The following is a 15737-nucleotide window of genomic DNA, read 5'->3' on the forward strand; positions in this document are numbered from 1 at the left end:
TATCCGGAGACACGGATTCGCCGAACTGTTCGATCAAGTCAGGCGCAGCGTATATCAGCCGAGATCGGCCTGTGTGGGGGGTTTCCCTCCCCCTGCTCAGAGGAGTTCGGCCGACGCGCGCAGCACCGGCAGGGTCTCGGTCAGCCCGCGCTCGCCGATCGGCATCCACCTGCCTGGTTCGGGGTGACTCTCGCATCGACAAGGGCCACCGTCGGTCAGCGGCTGGTCGTCCCGTCGGTCGTCATCCGGTGCCAGACCTCGCCGGCCCGCTGCCGCAGTGCGGGAACGAGTTCCGAGAGAAGAGAGAAGGAGACACCAATGGCAGCCAGCTCTCTGGCCCACGCCAAGCAGGCGGTACGCACGCAGGTCTGGGACGCCCTCACCGCCGCAGGCGCCGTCCACGGCGACTCCGTCCACGGCCGTATCCCCAACTTCAGGGGTGCCGAGGAAGCCGCGGCCCGACTCGCGGCGCTCCCGGCCTGGCAGCGCGCGAACGTCGTCAAGGCCGTTCCGGACAAGGCCCAACTTCCGGTCCGGGCAAGGGCGCTGGAGGAGGGGAAGACCGTCTACATGGCGGTCCCGAAGCTGGCCACCCTCAAGCCCTTCTACCTCCTCGACCCGGCCGCCCTCACCGTCCCACCCACCGAGGCCGCAGCCAGCTACAACGCAGCTACTGTCGCCCCCACTGTCGAGGTCGACGCCCTCCGCCCCCTGGACCTGATCATCCTGGGCAGCGTCGCCGTCGACCGCGACGGCGCCCGCATCGGCAAGGGCGCAGGCTACTCCGACATCGAGTTTGCCCTGCTCACCGAAGCCGGTCTGGTGACGCCGGAAACTGTGGTCGTCACCACCGTCCACGCACTCCAGGTGACAGGGACTCCGATCCCCACCACCGTGCACGACGTGAGCGTCGACCTGATCGTGACGCCCGAGGAGACCATCGTCTGCCCGACCCCTCACCGGCCGTCAGGAGTCGACTGGCCGGCCCTTACGGCGGAGAAGATCGCTACGATCCCGGCGCTGGCGGCACGGCAGGGAGCCTGACGACCGAAGCCGGGAGTGTCCGCTTCCAGCGCGGTAGAACTTTCCTACTTCATCAAGGCGCCTCGCAACGCTCGCCGCGCGCTCCCCGGCTCACCGCCAGGGCCTGACGCTTGCCTCCGGCCCGCTCTGGCCCCGGCTGTGCCGGCCGCGCGGCTGGAGCGAGCACCGTGGTGGGAGGAGAAACCCGCTGTGGCTGGGGCGGTCGGCTCCACGGCTCTGGGCAGCCACTTAGGGGCGAGCCTCGAAGATCATGGCCCCAACATCGTGCTCTACAGGCAGGTCCACCTGGCTGCCCGACTCGTCATCATTTTACGGGGCCGTGATCACTCGCCCCAAAGCAACTCCAGCCCAGGGCCGCTCCGTCGACCTAGTCAGACGGCGCTAGCGGTGTAGCTACACAAGGCATACGGTTTGAAGAGCGATCAGGGCGGCTAACGTCCTATAAAAGGATGAAACTGCACCTAGCTAGTGAGGTAGTCATGCTTCTGAGGTTCCGCGTCACCAACCACAAGTCCATCCGTGACACCACTGAACTCGTGCTCACCAAGTCAAGCTTCGAAGGGGTGCGCCCCAAGGACGGTGACTGGGGCTCGGTGACGAACCGTGCCATCGGCATCTTCGGACCGAATGCATCAGGCAAAACCACACTTCTAGATGCAATGGATTTCGCCGCGAAAGCCATTAATCATTCCGCCACATGGAGTGATCGAGACTCCTTTCCTCACGCCCCCTTCCTGCTTGACGAGGACTCGAAAAAGGAAACATCCGCTTATGAATTCGACTTCACGGTCAAGGGGACGCGTTACGCGTACGGATTCGAAAGTAACTCCACAGGGGTCGCTTCCGAGTGGCTTTATTCATTTCCGGAGGGGCGACGCCGCACCCTTTTCGACAGGAGTGGCCCGAGTCCAAAAGATTTGACTTTTAGTAGGAACCTGAAGGGTGAGAACGTTCGAATCGCCCGCCTGATGGGAGCCCGTAACCTTTACCTCTCCACGGCAAGCATGGCAAATCATGGGCAATTGCAGGGAATTCACCACTATCTGACCAGGCATTTGCGCTACGCCGCATTCTCCGAATTCTATAAACAGAGCAGAATCAGGTCGGTAAAGAAATGGATTGAAGAAGAGGAGACTCTGGGGCAGGCTCAAACTTTGCTACGTTTCGCCGACCTGGGGATTCAGCGCCTCTCGCTGGAGGAAATTGAGATCGATGAGAAGACCCAGTCGAACATGCGTAGGGCAATGAAGGTCGTCCTGGAGGAGGGGGATGATGAAGAAAAATTCTTCGCCGACTTCCTGGAAGAGCAAAGGAAGGTGATCAGTTTTTGGCATCAAGGATCATCCAGCGATGACGACTCCCACAATCTTGACCTAAGCGACGAGAGTAGCGGTACGGTTGCATGGCTTTCTCTTGCATTGCCTGCGCTACGAGAGATTAGGTACGGTGGGGTACTAATCGTGGACGAGCTCGATTCCAGCCTGCACCCAAGGCTCGCATCGGCACTCATCGCCATGTTCAAGTCCGCGAAGATCAACCCGCTCGGCGCTCAGATTGTATTTACCTCACACGACACTTCTCTGATGGGGCATCTCTCGGGTGATGGCCTGGACAGGGAGGAGATGTGGTTTGCCGAAAAATCACCAGATGGAGTCACGGAGCTATACCCCCTGACAGATTTTCCCGTCAAGAAGGACCACAACGTGGAGCGCCGGTATCTCGGCGGAAGATACGGAGCGGTCCCCACGCTTGCCTGGGAAGAGTTGCTTGCGTCACTGCAGATGGAGGCGCAAGCATGAGCCGTCGCCAATTGCGGGGCCCTCAGAGAATTTCAAAGTCGAAAAACAGGAGGATCGAGCACACAAAGATTCTCATCGCCACTGAAGGTATCAACACGGAGCCATAGTATTTCGAGAAGTTCACCGCATTAATAAAAGCCAAAGCCATCCGAGTGGTCAGCATCAAACCAGTCGGAGTCGGTCGAGATCCTTTGAGTGTGGTAAGCGAAGCGAAAAGACTTCGGGATCTCGAAGGGAAAGGCGGAGACCCCTTCGATGCGGTCTGGTGCGTGGTTGATGTGGACGAACACGCCAGTCTTGAGAGAGCATGCATCGAAGCTGGCCGCGCGAGCATCGAAATAGCGGTCAGCTCGCCGTGCTTCGAAATTTGGTTACTTTGGCATTTCGAGAACCGCACGTCATGGATAAATGCGAGCACGCTTTCTGAACTCTTGCGAAAAAAGGGATTCTCCGGAAAAGACATGCCGAGTGGATTCCCTTACGAGAAGTACCCGGAAGCCATGAATAATGCCTCTAGGTGCGAGAAGGTCAAGGTGAAGCACGCGCCACCAAATCCGCATAGTTCAGTCCCAGATCTGATCTCGGCGTTACTCGACGCGCATGGTCAGAAGCCTTAGTGAAAAATACTGTCGTCAAAGTAATGGATTACGCGGGCCGACCGTCTGCGACTTGGCCCATTTCCCTCAAGCGAGCCCTAGCAAGCCGGGGGGTTCACTCTCAAAGCCAGTCCGGCTCGAACAGGCTGATCCCTCCACAGCAGGCCGGAGCTGCGGGTCTACAGCTGTCGGTCGACGGTGGTAGGGCGATCGCCTGACCGAGCGATGTCGGAGGACTGAACGGCGGCCACGGCGCACCAGATGAGCACCAGTACAGCCAGTCAACAGCGGTCAGCGCCAGTCGTGTCATCGTCATCCAGCAAGGCGGCGGAGGCACGGTTGCCGCAGGTCAGGATCCACCCGCCCGCAAACGATAGGGCGGTTCGACGCCCTCCAAAGCATCGGCGATCTGACGCCGCCCCTCCCTGCGGCGCTCACGCCGCTGCTGGAACGCCGGCACGTCCGCGAGGCGGACCACGCGGTGGCTGCTGCCGGGCAGGTTCGTCGAGGGGATGTCGCCGGCATCAAGCAAGCGGGTGACGAACGGCCGGGACAGGCCCAGGAGTTCAGCGGCCTCAGTGGGGGACAATTGCACCTCGGAGGCCAGGACCATAACCGCATGTCCGCGGGCCAGCTCACCGGCCGAGGCCAGAAGGATGCGGACCAGTTCCCCCGGCAGTATCAGTTCACCGCCATCCGAGGTGCGCACCAGCAGCTCGACCGACTCCGGCGCCATCCGAGCGGTCGCGGCGAGCGCGCACTGGTGCGAGGGATTCGGTTCGACTTTCTCAGCACGGCCAAGAACGCTGTAACGAGCCATGGCCGCCTCCGATCACTGACCCGGCGGAGAACGCATCTGTAATGCCTGTAGCTGGACGGTCCGGCGTGGGCAACCGTGGAGAAGGCGCCCCAGTCGCACTCCGCCGCACAACACCGCGCCGCCTCGCTCGCCCCCGTGGCTCGCGGTCGGCTTCCGGGGTTGGTCAAGTCGCCCTGGGAAGGGTTGTTTTGGGTGGGCCGGGCGGGTTGGGTCGGGGATTTCCGGTTGTGGCGCAAGGCGCCGATTTCATGCGGTACCGTGATCGCGTCATCACGCTCTGTGTGTTCCTGCGCATGGGGCGGCCCCCGGAGGTGTTAGCAGCACCATTCCGAGGGCCTTCACCACGAGTGGAGAGAGTCCACCGGGATGCTTTGGCATGCTATCGCGCCCTCTCGGCGCTACACGAAGGCTTCGCACGATGTCGTGCGGCATCCGCGTCTGAGCAGTGACGCGAAGATTCTTCTCCTGTACGTACAGGGGCTTCCCGAAGAGCAGGCCGACAAGGCGCTCAGTGACCACGCGAAGCAGCTCGGGATCACGGGACGGGCGTATCAGAGGGCCAAGGGGCAGCTGATCGCGGTCGGGTTCGTGCACGAGTGGAGGCGGCAGGGGGATCGCGGGTTCTGGGTGACCGACCAGCTCTTTGCCAATGTGCCCCTGACGGTTGAACAGGCTGCCGCGGTGCGGAACGAAAGGGTTGGTGCCCCATCAGCCCTATCAGCTCCTGCGGCCCCGGCCGCCCGTCCGGGTGCGCGGAATCCGGCCGTCGGTGAGCCGGGGGGCCGGGCGGTCGGTGGTTATGAACCGGTAGATGAAGAACGTGGGGAGAACTACTCCCACCCACCCTCCGAAGAGGTCGAAGCGTCTGAAGCGTCCGAAGTGTCGGAAGCGTTCGAAGAGTTCGTAGCTTGCGAAGTCGGGGAGGGCGAGCGGGTGTTGCTCTCGCTGCGGCATGCGAATCCGCAACTGCACCTCGGGGTCCGGGAGGCGCGGGGGCTGGCCGAGGTCGCTGCCGAGTGGATCCGGCGCGGCGTGAGTGCTGCGGATCTGCGGCGGGCGTTGACCAGTGAGCTGCCCAGGGACGGCGTACGGTCCGCTGTCGGGTTCCTGCGCCACCGGCTCGTCCAGAAGCTCCCGGCGCCGGTGGCCGCCCCGGCCCGACCCGTCGCGCCGCCGCCGGTAAGGGAGTTCATCGTCTGCGAGGGGGAGGGCGAGGAGCATGTGTTCCGCCCCGTCGGGGACGAGACCCTGTGCGGGCCGTGTGCCCGTGAGGCGAACCGGGTCTACTGGGCTGCCCGGCGGGCCGAGATGGAGAGCGAGCCCGATCCGCTGCCGTGGCGGGAGCGGGTCGCGGCGATCATCGAGGGCGAGCAGGGGCCGGAGCGAGGCCGAGGGCGAGGGGCGGAAACGGGTCCGCCCGCGGGTCCCGCCGCCACGCGCGCTTCCGGCGACGTCCGCGATGCGGCGACAGGGGCGTAGCGTCGTAGGCGTGCGGGCGCAGTCGTCACGGGGGCCGGCCGGGATGCCCGTAGGCGGCGACAGGTGGAAGGGACACGCGATGGCGGACTTTCGGGATCTGAAGTTCAGGGCGGTCACCTCGCTCCAGCGGCACGTGGTGAACCCGCTGGCCAGGCGGTCGGGATCGCAGATTCTGCTGGAGACGACGGGCCGGACCTCCGGTCTGCCGCGCGGCACCCCGGTCGGCGGACGGCGCGTGGGCCAGGAGTTCTGGTTGGTCTCGGAGTACGGAGACAAGTCGCAGTACATCCGCAACATCCGGGCCGATCCCCGGGTCCGGGTCCGTATCGAGGGTCACTGGTACGACGGGATCGCGCACCCGCTGCCCCAGGACGACGCCCGCGCCCGGCTCCGGACCCTGCCGCGCTACAACAGCGCCGTCGTGCGGGCGGTGGGTACGAACCTGCTGACCGTGCGGGTGGATCTGGCCGATTGAGTCCGGAACCGAGTGTGCCCGGACGATGTGCAATCGTCCGGGCACGTACGGGCGTTGGTCCGCCGGATCAGTCGGTGATCTCGATCTTGCCGTTCTGACTGCCGTCCTGGGCGGCGGCCTCCGGCTGGGCCGGGACCTCCGCCCCGGAGCCCGAGCCCTTGAGGTTCTTCAGCAGGGCGGCGAGGTCGACTCCCGTGGTGGAGCTGAGGAGTTCCATGCCCTGGGCGACGTTGTCGGTGACCGTACGCGACAGCTGGCTCGCGCCGTCCGTCGAGATCACGGTCATCTTGTCGATGGCGCTCAGCGGCTCGGACGCCTTGGCGACGACCTGCGGCAGCACCTCGACCAGCATCTGGAGCACGGCCGCGTCGCCGTACTGCGCGAACGCGTCGGCCTTCTTCTGCATGGCCTCGGCCTCGGCCGCACCCTTCGCCGCGATGGCCGCGGCCTCCGCCTCGCCCTCGATGCGGACGGCGTCGGCGAGCGCCGAGCGGTGCAGCTTCTCGCCCTGACCGGTCAGCCGGGAGCGCTCGGCGTCCGCCTCGGCCTCCTTGACCTGGGCGATCCGGCGGGCCTCGGCCTCCTGCTCGGCCTGGTAGCGGGCGGCGTCGGCGGGCTTGCGGACCTTGGTGTCGAGCTCGCGGTCGGTCAGCGCGGCCTGGCGCTGGGCGACCTTCTCCTGCTCGGCGAGGACTTCCTGCTGGCGGGCCGCCTCGGCGAGCGGGCCCGCCGCGTTGGCCTTGGCCGCGGCGGCTTCCGTCTCGGCCTTGATCTCGGCCTGCTTGAGGTAGTAGGTCCGCTCGGCGATGGCGATCTCCTCGGCGGCCTTCAGCCGGGCCTGCTCCGAGGCCCGCTTGGCGATTGCCTCGGCGATGTCCGCCTCCTGCTTGGCGCGGGCGGCCTCGGGGCGGCCGAGGTCCTCCAGGTAGGAGCCCTCGGTGGTGATGTCCTGGATCTGGAAGGCGTCCAGGATCAGGCCCTGGCCCGAGAGGCTGGCCTCGGCCTCCTCCGCCACCTGGCCGGCGAACGCGGCCCGGTCGCGGATGATGTCCTCGACCGACATCCGGCCGACGATGGCGCGCAGCGCACCCGAGAGCACTTCCTGGGTGAAGCCGACGATGCCGTCCTGCTGCTGGAGGAAGCGCTGGGCCGCGGCCCGGATCGCTTCCTCGCTGCCGCCGACCTTGACGATCGCGACGCCTTCGAGGTTGGACTTCACACCGCGCAGGGTGACGGCGCCGCGCACCGCGATCGGGATGTGCCGGCTGGAGAGGTCCAGGGTGAACTTCTGCTGGACGAACGGGACGACGAAGACGCCGCCGCCGACGACGACCTTCTGGCCGCTGTTGTCGATGCTGGTGCGGCCGGTCACCGGGTCGGTCGACTTCTTGCCGCGGCGGCCGGTGATGATGAACGCCTCGCTGGGCCCGGCGACCTTGTAGCGGGTGATGACGACGAGTGCGAGCAGCACCAGGAGTACGACGACTCCGGCGACTGCGGTCACGACTGGGCTCATAAGGGTGTCCCCCCTGCCTCCCTGAGGGGACGGCAGCTCGGTTTCGGGCGGTGTGCCGCGGTGCGGCACGGTGGATCGGCTCGGGCGGTGGTCGGTGCACGACAGGTCGGACTCGGCGCCCGACGGGCCGGGCACGGCGTTCGACGGGCCGGGCTCAGCGCTCGACGGGCCGGACCGCGACCGAGGTGGCCGACAACGCGGCCTCCACCCAGATCTCGGTGCCGCGTGCGACCGGCACCGCGCTCTTCGCCGCCAGCTTCACGTGCTGGCCCGCGAGTCGCAGCAGGACCTCGCCGTAGCCGTCGGCCGGGATGGCCGTGACGACCGACCCGGACGTGCCGACGAGGTCGTCGCTGCGCGGTGTGGCGCTGGTCTGGTCCCGCATCAGGGCCCGGCTGAACTTCCAGGTCAGCCAGGCCGCGACCAGCCCGGCCAGCGCTCCGGCGGCGGTCGCGGCGACCGTGCCGGCGCCGGTGGTGCCGAGCACGATCGCGCCGCCGAAGCCGAGCATCGAGAGGAATCCCGCGATGACCGGGAGGGACAGGAGGCCGTCGAAGAGGCCGTCCAGTACGCCTCCGAAGAGACCTTCGAGGATTCCGTCGAAGATCAGGGACAGCACGAGCAGGACGATTCCCGCAATGCCGAGACCGAGAAACAAGGTCACGTGATCACCCTCCCCGAGATCTCCGAAATCCCCCGAATTTTTCCGTCGAACTGGCTGGATGATCCCATACGTGCCTGGCGGCCCGTACTGCCGGGTTCCGGCAATCTTTTACGCGTTCTTGATGCCGGACAGCTGCTCGGTCAGTGTGTCGAGCGACTGGTACGTGGCACCGAGCAGCGCGACATGCTTCCAGCGCAGCACCCCGTCCGGGCCGATGAGGAAGATCGCGCGGCGCACCCCGATCCCGGGCGCCGCGACGCCGTACGCCCGCGCGGTCTCCCGCCCGGTGTCCGCGAGCAGCGGCATCCGCAGGCCGTGGGCGCGGGCGAACGACTCATGGCTGTCCACACCCTGTGGACTGATTCCCCAGACCTCCGCGCCGAGCTCGCCGAAGGCCTCCATGCCCGAGGAGTACGAGCAGAGCTGCTTGGTGCACACGGCCGTGTTGTCGCCCGGGTAGAACGCGAGGACCACGGCACGGCCGCGCGCCGCGGCGAGGTCGTAGTCGCGGCGTTCGAAGTCCTCGCCGGCGAGCCGGCCGCCCGGCAGGGTGAAGTCCGGTGCGATCAGGCCGAGTTGTGGTGACGATCCCATGTCGGTTCCTCCGTGGTCCGGTGCTGCCGGGTTTTTCCGTCCGTGTTCCTTACAGCATGCTCGGTACGGGTCCGGTCTCCCGCACCAGGAGGTACGTATGGCAGCACCGCCGTCCGCCGTCCCCCCGCCCGCCGTCCGCCCGTCCGCGGCCGTGCTCCTGCTGCACGGTGGCGCGGAGACGGGCCTGGCCGCGCCGCTGCCCGGCCCGCTGAATCTGCCCGGCGTGCGGATGCGCCCCTTCGCCCGGACCATCGCCGGGGCGACGGGCGGCGGAGACGTTCTCGTACGCACCGCCCGCTACGCCCACCGCGGCTGGAACGGCCCCCGCGAGGACCCGCTGCACGACGCCGTACGCGCCCTGGACGCCCTCGGCCGCGAGGCCGGGGAGATCCCGGTGGTCCTGGTCGGCCACTCGATGGGCGCCCGCGCCGCCCTGCGCGCCGCCGGTCACCCGCTGGTGCGCGGGGTGGTCGGCCTCGCCCCGTGGTGTCCGGCGGACGATCCGGTCGACCAGCTCGCGGGCCGCGACGTCGTCCTGCTGCACAGCACCCGCGACCGCATCACGAGCCCCCGCGCGTCCCAGCGCCTCACGGCCCGTGCCCGGCCGGCCGGTGCCCGCGCCTGTCTGATCGCGATCCGGCGCAGCGACCACGCGATGCTCCGGCGCGCCGGGGAGTGGCACGCGCTGACCGCCCGGATCGTCACCGGTCTGCTGGGCCTGGGCCCGCTCCCCGGGCCGGTCGCGACCGCCCTCCGGCTCCCGCCGGACGCCCCGGCGGTGGCGGGCACCCTCGACCTGGACCTGCTGGAGGCGTGAGGGGGCCGGGGGCCGGTGCCGTGGTGCAGGGGCGGGGGAACGGGAGCACCCTGGTAGGGAGGTGATCGTCATGGTGATGACAACTGTCGGGTGGCATGTGGAGCTCGAATTCGACGAGGACACCCACCGCACCCGCGCGGCGGCCCTGGTGCGGCTGCCCGACGGGACCGAGGTGCGGGCCCACGGATACGCGAGCCGTCACCCCTCCGACAAGGACCAGCCGAGGGTGGGCGAGGAGATCGCGGGAGCCAGAGCGCTCAATGAACTGGCGATGAAGATGCTGACGAAGGCGCACGACGAGATCGACGAGGCGTCCGGCCGGACCTCGCACCCGCTGGCCTGACGCGGGGCCGGGGCCCGCGCCTGCCCCGGGACCCGGTCCGCACGGCGGACGGCGGCCCGGCGGCTCCCGTCTGCGGATGCGCGGCGGGGGCGGGCGGCCGACGATTGAGGGCCGGGCAGCGGGTGGTCCGCGCCCGCCCAGGAGGTTGACGTGCAGGCCGATGCGTACACCGACAGCCGTGTGCCGTTCGACTCCCGCGGCCTCGCGGCCCTGGTCGACGGCACCATGGCCGGGGTGGGCGTGCTCGACACGGGGCTGCGGTATCTCTACGTCAACCCGGCCCTCGAACGGATCAACGGCATCCCGGCCGCCGAACACCTCGGACGCACCGTCGCCGAGGTCCTTCCGGGGCTCGACGCGCGCGAGGACATGATGCGGGCGGTGCTCGCCGACGGGAAGCCACGCGAGATCACCATCAGCGGCTTCACCGCCCGGGACGCCACGGTCCGGCGGTACTGGCACGGGGCGTTCCACCGGCTGGAGTCCGACGGGCGGGTCGTGGGCCTGGCCGGGATCGTGCTGGAGGTCATGGCCGCGGAGAAGGAGCAGCGCGAGCTGGAGCAGGCCCGGCGGCATCTGACCCTGCTCGACACCGCGGCCGCCCGGATCGGCACCACGCTCGACATGGACACCACCTGCGCCGAACTCGTCGACCTCGTCGTGCCGGGGCTGGCGGACCTCGCGACGGTCGAGGTGTTCCCGCCCGATGTCGCCGCACCGGTCCGGCCCGCACCGCCCGGGGTGCTGCGGCTGCGACGGGCGGCGCTGAGGGCCGTGCCCGGACTGGACGACGAGCTGGACGGGTTCGGGCTGACCGGCGAGTACCTCGACTACCAGGAGGGCGCGGCCGTACAGCGCTGTCTGGCGGCCAACCAGCCGGTGGTGGAGAACCTCACCTCCGACGAACAGCTCGTCCGCTCCGCCCCCGGCCCCGAACGGCTCGCCGCCTACCGCGCCCTCGGGATGCACTCGGCGGTCATCGTGCCCGTCACCGTGCGCAGCGGCCCGCTCGGCATCCTCGGCCTGATCCGGGCGGGCGACTCACCGGTCTTCACGGACGAGGACGTGGTGGTCGCCCGGGAACTCGCCGGCCGGGCCGCCGTCGATCTCGACCACGCCCGCCGGTACGCCCACGAGCACACCATCGCCCTGGAGCTCCAGCGCTCCCTGCTGTCCGAACCGCGCCCGCCGCACCCGCACATCGAGATCGCCACCCGCTATCTGCCGGCCGACCGCAGCGTGATGGTCGGCGGCGACTGGTTCGACGTCATCCCGCTGCGGGACGGCCGGCACCTCAAGGCGATGGGCGATGTGATGGGGCACGGGGTGGAGGCGGCGGTCGCCATGAGCCACTACCGCTCCCTGCTGCGGATGCTCGCCGACGACGAACTGCCGCCGCACCGGATCCTGGAACAGCTGGACCGGATGGTCGAGCGGTCCGGCCTGGACCGGGCGGCGACCTGTCTGCTGGCCGTCGTCGACCGGTTCGGCGGGGCGTGCGAGGTGGCGAGCGCCGGGCATCTGCCGCCGGTGCTGATCGATCCGCGGGCGGGGGCCCGGGTGTGCGAGGAGATGGCGGTGGGGCCACCGCTGGGGACCGGGTTCGGCGGGTACCGGACGACACGGCTGGAGTTCGAGCCGGACACGGTGCTGTTCCTGTACACCGACGGTCTGGTCGAGCGGCGCGGCGAGGACATCGATGTCTCGGTCGGCCGTCTCAAGGAGCTGGCGCTGCCGGCCGGCGGCAGCCTCGACGACCTGCTGGACGAGGTCCTCGAACGGTTCGGGCCGGGTGCCGAGGACGACATAGCGGTGCTGGCCTCCCGCACCCGGAACCCGCAGGCGTGGACGCCCGACGCCACCTGACCCCGTCCGGCCGGTGTCAGCCCAGCTCCAGGCTGGTGATGCCGAACAGCCCGGTGTGGTCGACATCCGGTGCCGGGCCGGTGTACATCCGTGCGGTCTCGAACGACGGGGTGAGGCCCAGCTGTTCGGCGAGACGCACGGCCGCCGGGTTGACGTCGGGCACGTCGATCGCGACCGGGACGCCGGGGTCGGTGGCCGCCAGTGCGCCGACCAGGGCGCCGGCCACCTCGGGTGATTCCGCGTACACGGGACCGATGCGGGACGACGTACGGCAGGGGCGCAGCACGGCCAGACCGCACAGTTCCCCGTCGCGGACGGCGGCCAGCGAGGTGCGCGTGGGGTGGGCGATCCACGGCGCGAGGAAGCTGTCGCGGTCGGCCGGGAAGAAGCGGCGGTCGTAGGCGGCGAGCCGGTCGAACGGTACGGAGCGGCCGTCGACGAGCTCCGTACCGGCCGGGGCGGGCAGGCCGGCGGGCGGCAGACCCTCGTAGCGCATGTTCGTCCACACGGAACGGAAGCCGGACTTGCGGTAGTTGGGCTGCTGGGCCACCACTCCGTCGAGGCCGACGTTGCGCCCGTCCAGCCGTGCCATGCCGGCCTGCCAGAGCCGGCTGCCGTACCCCCGGCCGCGCAGGTGCGGGCGGGTCAGGTAGAAGCCGAGGAACCCGAAGCCGGAGCCGTAACGGACGACGGAGACGCAGGAGACCGGCTCGTCGTCGAGGCGGCCGATCAGGAAGCCGCGCGGATCGGCGGCGAAGAAGGCGTGGTGGTCGGTCAGTCCGGGGTTCCAGCTCTCCTCGTGCGCCCATTCGGCGAGCATCGTGAGGTCGTCGGCGCTTGCGGTGGTGATCTCGAAGTTCGGCACGGGGCACCTGTACCCCACCGGACGGCCGTTTCAACGGTGGCTTCTCCGTCACCACCCGGTCCACAGCAGGTGGTTGACGAGCAGGGCGACGACGGCCTGTGCGGTCAGCCAGCCGCGCCGGGTGGCGGTGGGCAGCAGGGCGCCGACAGGCAGCAGCCAGAGGATGAAGGGCTGCCAGATACGTTCCGTCTCCGCCTTGCTCAGCCCGGACAGGTCGGCGGCCAGGAGCGCCGCGAGCGCCGCCAGGGCGAGCAGGATCAGCTGCCCGGCCGGGCAGGGGGCGCCGCCGTGCAGGGCGCGTACGGCCGCCGGGGCACCGGCCAGGGCGCGGCGGAGGCCGGCGACCGTGGCGAGGCCCGCGGCGATCGTGGTGCAGGCGAGATTCGCCCACACCCAGTAGGAGTACGGACGCAGCCCGCCCGCACCCTGGTGGTAGCGCTCGATCAGCAGCCGGTAGCCCTCCCACCAGTCGTAGCCCGCCAGGGTGAAGACGGCCGGGACGACCAGCGCCCCGAGGAGGACGAACGGGAGGGGGCGGGCGGTGCGGCTGAGCACGAGGACGGCGAGGAGCGGGACCGCGATCAGCGTCAGTCCGTAACTGAGGTAGCAGGTCAGGCCGTACAGCAGACCGGAGCCGAGCGCGGCGAGGCGGGGCAGGTGCCCCGAACGGGTCGCGGCCACGGCGAGGAGCGCCACCGACCAGGCGGCGACGGCGGTGAAATAGGCGTCGGCCGATGTGCCGGCCCACACCGCGACCGGTGCCAGGACCAGGAACGGGGCGGCACGGCGCGCCAGGCGTTCGCCGGCCAGCGCGCGCAGCGCGATCAGGGCGGCCGGCACGGCGGAGCCGCCCACCACGATGCACCAGGTCCCGGCCCAGGACCCGCCGCCGAGCCCGATGCGGTCGAGCAGCACGAAGGTGAGCGTGGCGCCCGGCGGATGACCGGCGACATGGGTGGGCCAGTTGTCCGGGGAGCCGAGCAGGATGTGCTGGTCGAAGCCGCGCAGGGCGGCGCCGATGTCCTGGAAGCGGTCGACGGCCGACAGGTATTCGTTCCTGGTGGTGAGCCGTTCGGCGACACCGGGGCCCCAGCCGTCGATCAGCGCCAGCGAGAAGGTCCAGGCGAGCGAGGCCGCCCAGGCGGCCGGGGGCAGCGCCCGCGGCCGGATCCGGTCGGCCAGCGGCGGCCCGTACGCGACGACGGCCGCCGCGACGGCGAGGGCGGCCGGGGTGCCGGGGCCGGCGTGCGGGTGCCAGGACGCCAGCAGGGGAGGCCAGTGGACGGACAGGATCCGGTCGGCGTTCCGGATCGACCGGCCGACGAGCACGGCCGCGGTGACGAGCAGCACGCCCGCCGCGGCGGCGAGCAGGTCGCGGCGGCGGCCGGTGCGGTCCGCGGTGCCGGTGGGGGTCTTCACGCGGTCACGCTATGCAGGGCGCGGCGCCATCGGGCGGTGCCACCGGGCCGCGTCACCGGACCGGCGGGTCTTGCTCCGGCTGCCCGTCCCGAAGAGTGACACCGAGGCCCCGCCAGGAGTCGTACGGCGCCCGCCCGGTGTCCGCGGCATAGCTTCGGGCCATGGGCGACAGACGTCTCGGCAGGGCCTTCCGCTTCCCGCTCCCCTCCGCGCCGGGGTTCTGGCGCAGCCCGGTGCGCGGCGTCCGGTTCACGGCGGTGCTCGGGCTGGTCCTGCTTGCCGGGCTCACCCTGCTGTTCGTGACGGGCCTGCTGTCGTACGCCGCGTACAACCCGGATCTCGCGCCGGTCGACGACGAGACGCCGGACAAGGGCCTGCTGGGGTTCTATCTCTTCGCCTGGCCGACCGGTCCGCACTGGCTGTACCGGCTGACACAGGGGCTGCACGTCACGGTGGGCATCGTGCTCGTCCCCGTGCTGCTGGCGAAGCTGTGGTCGGTGATCCCGAAGCTGTTCGCGCTGCCGCCGGTCCGGTCCGTGGGGCACGCGCTGGAACGGCTGTCGTTGCTGCTGCTCGTCGGCGGGGCGCTGTTCGAGTTCGTCACCGGGCTGCTCAACATCCAGTTGGAGTACGTGTTCCCCGGGTCGTTCTACCAGCTGCACTTCTACGGGGCGTGGGTGTTCTTCGCCGCGTTCCTCGCCCACACCGGACTGAAGCTGCCCCGGGCCCTGCGGGTGCTGCGGGGCGGCCGGATCGAGGGCTCGGCGCCAGGCGAAACGGATGAGCTCGCCGCGCCCGATCCTGCCGCACCGACCGTCTCCCGGCGTGGCGCGTTCGCCATGGTGGGGGCCGGGTCGCTGCTCCTGTTGATCACCTCGGCGGGCCGCAGCTTCGACGGCCCGCTGCGGCAGATCGCCCTCCTCACCCCGCACGGCGGTGCCGAGCCCGGCCAGGGGCCGAGCGGCTTCCAGATCAACAAGACGGCCGCCTCCGTCGGGGTGACCCGGGCCGACACGGGGGCGGGCTGGCGGCTCACCGTCAGCGGGCCCGCCGGGGAGATCCGGCTGAGCCGGGCGCAGCTGCTGGCCATGGACCAGTACAGCGCGGCGCTCCCGATCGCCTGCGTGGAGGGCTGGGGGACATCGGACCAGTGGTGGCGCGGGGTGCGGCTGAGGGACCTGGCGGCACTCGCCGGGTACCCGGACCGGCCGCCGGGGGTGCTGGTGGAGTCCGTCCAGCGCGGTGGCGCGTTCCGCCGTGCGGCGCTCCGCGACAACCAGGTGCGCGACCCCCGCTCGTTGCTGGCGCTGGGGGTCAACGGCGAGGAACTGTCGCTGGATCACGGCTACCCGGCGCGGATCATCGTCCCGGCCGCTCCGGGTGTGCTGAACACCAAATGGGTGGCGCGGCTGTCGTTCGGGGCGCTGTGAGCGGGAAGCG

The 15737-nt window shown here is 69.5% G+C and carries 14 protein-coding genes and 1 pseudogene; 9 read left to right on the top strand and 6 right to left on the bottom strand.

Going from position 1 to position 15737, the window contains the following annotated elements; genetic code table 11:
* The first annotated feature begins 318 nt into the window (after positions 1–318).
* The 3 genes and pseudogenes from ACFV8T_RS08495 to ACFV8T_RS08505 form a co-directional block, all read left to right on the top strand.
* The gene (locus tag ACFV8T_RS08495) at positions 319–1044 is read left to right on the top strand and encodes a 5-formyltetrahydrofolate cyclo-ligase (RefSeq protein WP_385325756.1); all 726 of its coding nucleotides are present in this window, start codon (positions 319–321) and stop codon (positions 1042–1044) included.
* A 479-nt stretch (positions 1045–1523) separates the two neighbouring features.
* Entirely contained in the window at positions 1524–2843 is a 1320-nt protein-coding gene (locus tag ACFV8T_RS08500) for an ATP/GTP-binding protein (protein ID WP_385325758.1), read from the top strand.
* A 119-nt stretch (positions 2844–2962) separates the two neighbouring features.
* Positions 2963–3460, top strand: a pseudogene (locus tag ACFV8T_RS08505) (RloB family protein); the annotation flags it as partial.
* A gap of 328 nt (positions 3461–3788) precedes the next feature.
* Here the strand turns inward: ACFV8T_RS08505 and ACFV8T_RS08510 are convergent.
* Complete coding sequence (locus tag ACFV8T_RS08510) at positions 3789–4259, bottom strand: helix-turn-helix domain-containing protein (RefSeq protein WP_385325760.1); 471 nt, start codon at positions 4257–4259, stop codon at positions 3789–3791.
* Between the two features lie 933 nt (positions 4260–5192).
* Here ACFV8T_RS08510 and ACFV8T_RS08515 point away from each other — a divergent pair.
* Together ACFV8T_RS08515 and ACFV8T_RS08520 are read left to right on the top strand one after the other, a co-directional pair.
* On the top strand, positions 5193–5738 hold the full coding sequence (locus ACFV8T_RS08515) for a hypothetical protein (protein WP_385325761.1): 546 nt from the start codon (positions 5193–5195) through the stop codon (positions 5736–5738).
* Positions 5739–5817: 79 nt separating this feature from the next.
* Positions 5818–6213 carry a nitroreductase/quinone reductase family protein gene (locus tag ACFV8T_RS08520; protein ID WP_385325763.1) on the top strand — a complete coding sequence of 132 codons (396 nt, stop codon included), beginning with the start codon at positions 5818–5820 and terminating at the stop codon, positions 6211–6213.
* Between the two features lie 67 nt (positions 6214–6280).
* Here the strand turns inward: ACFV8T_RS08520 and ACFV8T_RS08525 are convergent, their stop codons facing one another.
* The 3 genes from ACFV8T_RS08525 to ACFV8T_RS08535 all read right to left on the bottom strand — a co-directional run bounded on the left by ACFV8T_RS08525 (position 6281) and on the right by ACFV8T_RS08535 (position 8987).
* On the bottom strand, positions 6281–7729 hold the full coding sequence (locus tag ACFV8T_RS08525) for a flotillin family protein (RefSeq protein WP_385325765.1): 1449 nt from the start codon (positions 7727–7729) through the stop codon (positions 6281–6283).
* Between the two features lie 154 nt (positions 7730–7883).
* A complete protein-coding gene (locus ACFV8T_RS08530) occupies positions 7884–8393 on the bottom strand; it encodes a hypothetical protein (protein WP_385325767.1) in 510 nt (169 codons plus the stop codon).
* A gap of 108 nt (positions 8394–8501) precedes the next feature.
* Positions 8502–8987 (bottom strand): peroxiredoxin, encoded by a 486-nt coding sequence (locus ACFV8T_RS08535; RefSeq protein WP_385325769.1) that lies wholly within the window; start codon positions 8985–8987, stop codon positions 8502–8504.
* Positions 8988–9084: 97 nt separating this feature from the next.
* On the opposite strand from ACFV8T_RS08535, the gene ACFV8T_RS08540 reads away from it, so the two are divergent.
* From ACFV8T_RS08540 to ACFV8T_RS08550, 3 genes are all read left to right on the top strand, one after another.
* Positions 9085–9804: an alpha/beta hydrolase gene (locus tag ACFV8T_RS08540; RefSeq protein ID WP_385325771.1), complete on the top strand. Its 720-nt coding sequence runs from the start codon at positions 9085–9087 to the stop codon at positions 9802–9804.
* Positions 9805–9874: 70 nt separating this feature from the next.
* Positions 9875–10147 carry a DUF1876 domain-containing protein gene (locus tag ACFV8T_RS08545; RefSeq protein ID WP_385325773.1) on the top strand — a complete coding sequence of 91 codons (273 nt, stop codon included), beginning with the start codon at positions 9875–9877 and terminating at the stop codon, positions 10145–10147.
* A gap of 150 nt (positions 10148–10297) precedes the next feature.
* The gene (locus ACFV8T_RS08550) at positions 10298–12013 is read left to right on the top strand and encodes a SpoIIE family protein phosphatase (protein ID WP_385325775.1); all 1716 of its coding nucleotides are present in this window, start codon (positions 10298–10300) and stop codon (positions 12011–12013) included.
* Between the two features lie 16 nt (positions 12014–12029).
* Here the strand turns inward: ACFV8T_RS08550 and ACFV8T_RS08555 are convergent, their stop codons facing one another.
* Complete coding sequence (locus tag ACFV8T_RS08555; protein WP_385325777.1) at positions 12030–12878, bottom strand: GNAT family N-acetyltransferase; 849 nt, start codon at positions 12876–12878, stop codon at positions 12030–12032.
* A gap of 48 nt (positions 12879–12926) precedes the next feature.
* Positions 12927–14297: a hypothetical protein gene (locus tag ACFV8T_RS08560; RefSeq protein ID WP_385325779.1), complete on the bottom strand. Its 1371-nt coding sequence runs from the start codon at positions 14295–14297 to the stop codon at positions 12927–12929.
* Between the two features lie 161 nt (positions 14298–14458).
* On the opposite strand from ACFV8T_RS08560, the gene ACFV8T_RS08565 reads away from it, so the two are divergent.
* The gene (locus tag ACFV8T_RS08565; RefSeq protein WP_385325781.1) at positions 14459–15727 is read left to right on the top strand and encodes a molybdopterin-dependent oxidoreductase; all 1269 of its coding nucleotides are present in this window, start codon (positions 14459–14461) and stop codon (positions 15725–15727) included.
* Positions 15728–15737 lie beyond the last annotated feature (10 nt).

Source organism: Streptomyces sp. NPDC059832 (assembly GCF_042731715.1).
Taxonomy (GTDB): Bacteria; Actinomycetota; Actinomycetes; order Streptomycetales; family Streptomycetaceae; genus Streptomyces.

Coding starts and splice junctions, on each gene's coding strand:
- ACFV8T_RS08495 (WP_385325756.1), top strand. CDS start 319: ATGGCAGCCAGCTCTCTGGCCCACGCCAAGCAGGCGGTACGCACGCAG.
- ACFV8T_RS08500 (WP_385325758.1), top strand. CDS start 1,524: ATGCTTCTGAGGTTCCGCGTCACCAACCACAAGTCCATCCGTGACACC.
- ACFV8T_RS08510 (WP_385325760.1), bottom strand. CDS start 4,259: ATGGCTCGTTACAGCGTTCTTGGCCGTGCTGAGAAAGTCGAACCGAAT.
- ACFV8T_RS08520 (WP_385325763.1), top strand. CDS start 5,818: ATGGCGGACTTTCGGGATCTGAAGTTCAGGGCGGTCACCTCGCTCCAG.
- ACFV8T_RS08525 (WP_385325765.1), bottom strand. CDS start 7,729: ATGAGCCCAGTCGTGACCGCAGTCGCCGGAGTCGTCGTACTCCTGGTG.
- ACFV8T_RS08535 (WP_385325769.1), bottom strand. CDS start 8,987: ATGGGATCGTCACCACAACTCGGCCTGATCGCACCGGACTTCACCCTG.
- ACFV8T_RS08540 (WP_385325771.1), top strand. CDS start 9,085: ATGGCAGCACCGCCGTCCGCCGTCCCCCCGCCCGCCGTCCGCCCGTCC.
- ACFV8T_RS08545 (WP_385325773.1), top strand. CDS start 9,875: ATGGTGATGACAACTGTCGGGTGGCATGTGGAGCTCGAATTCGACGAG.
- ACFV8T_RS08565 (WP_385325781.1), top strand. CDS start 14,459: ATGGGCGACAGACGTCTCGGCAGGGCCTTCCGCTTCCCGCTCCCCTCC.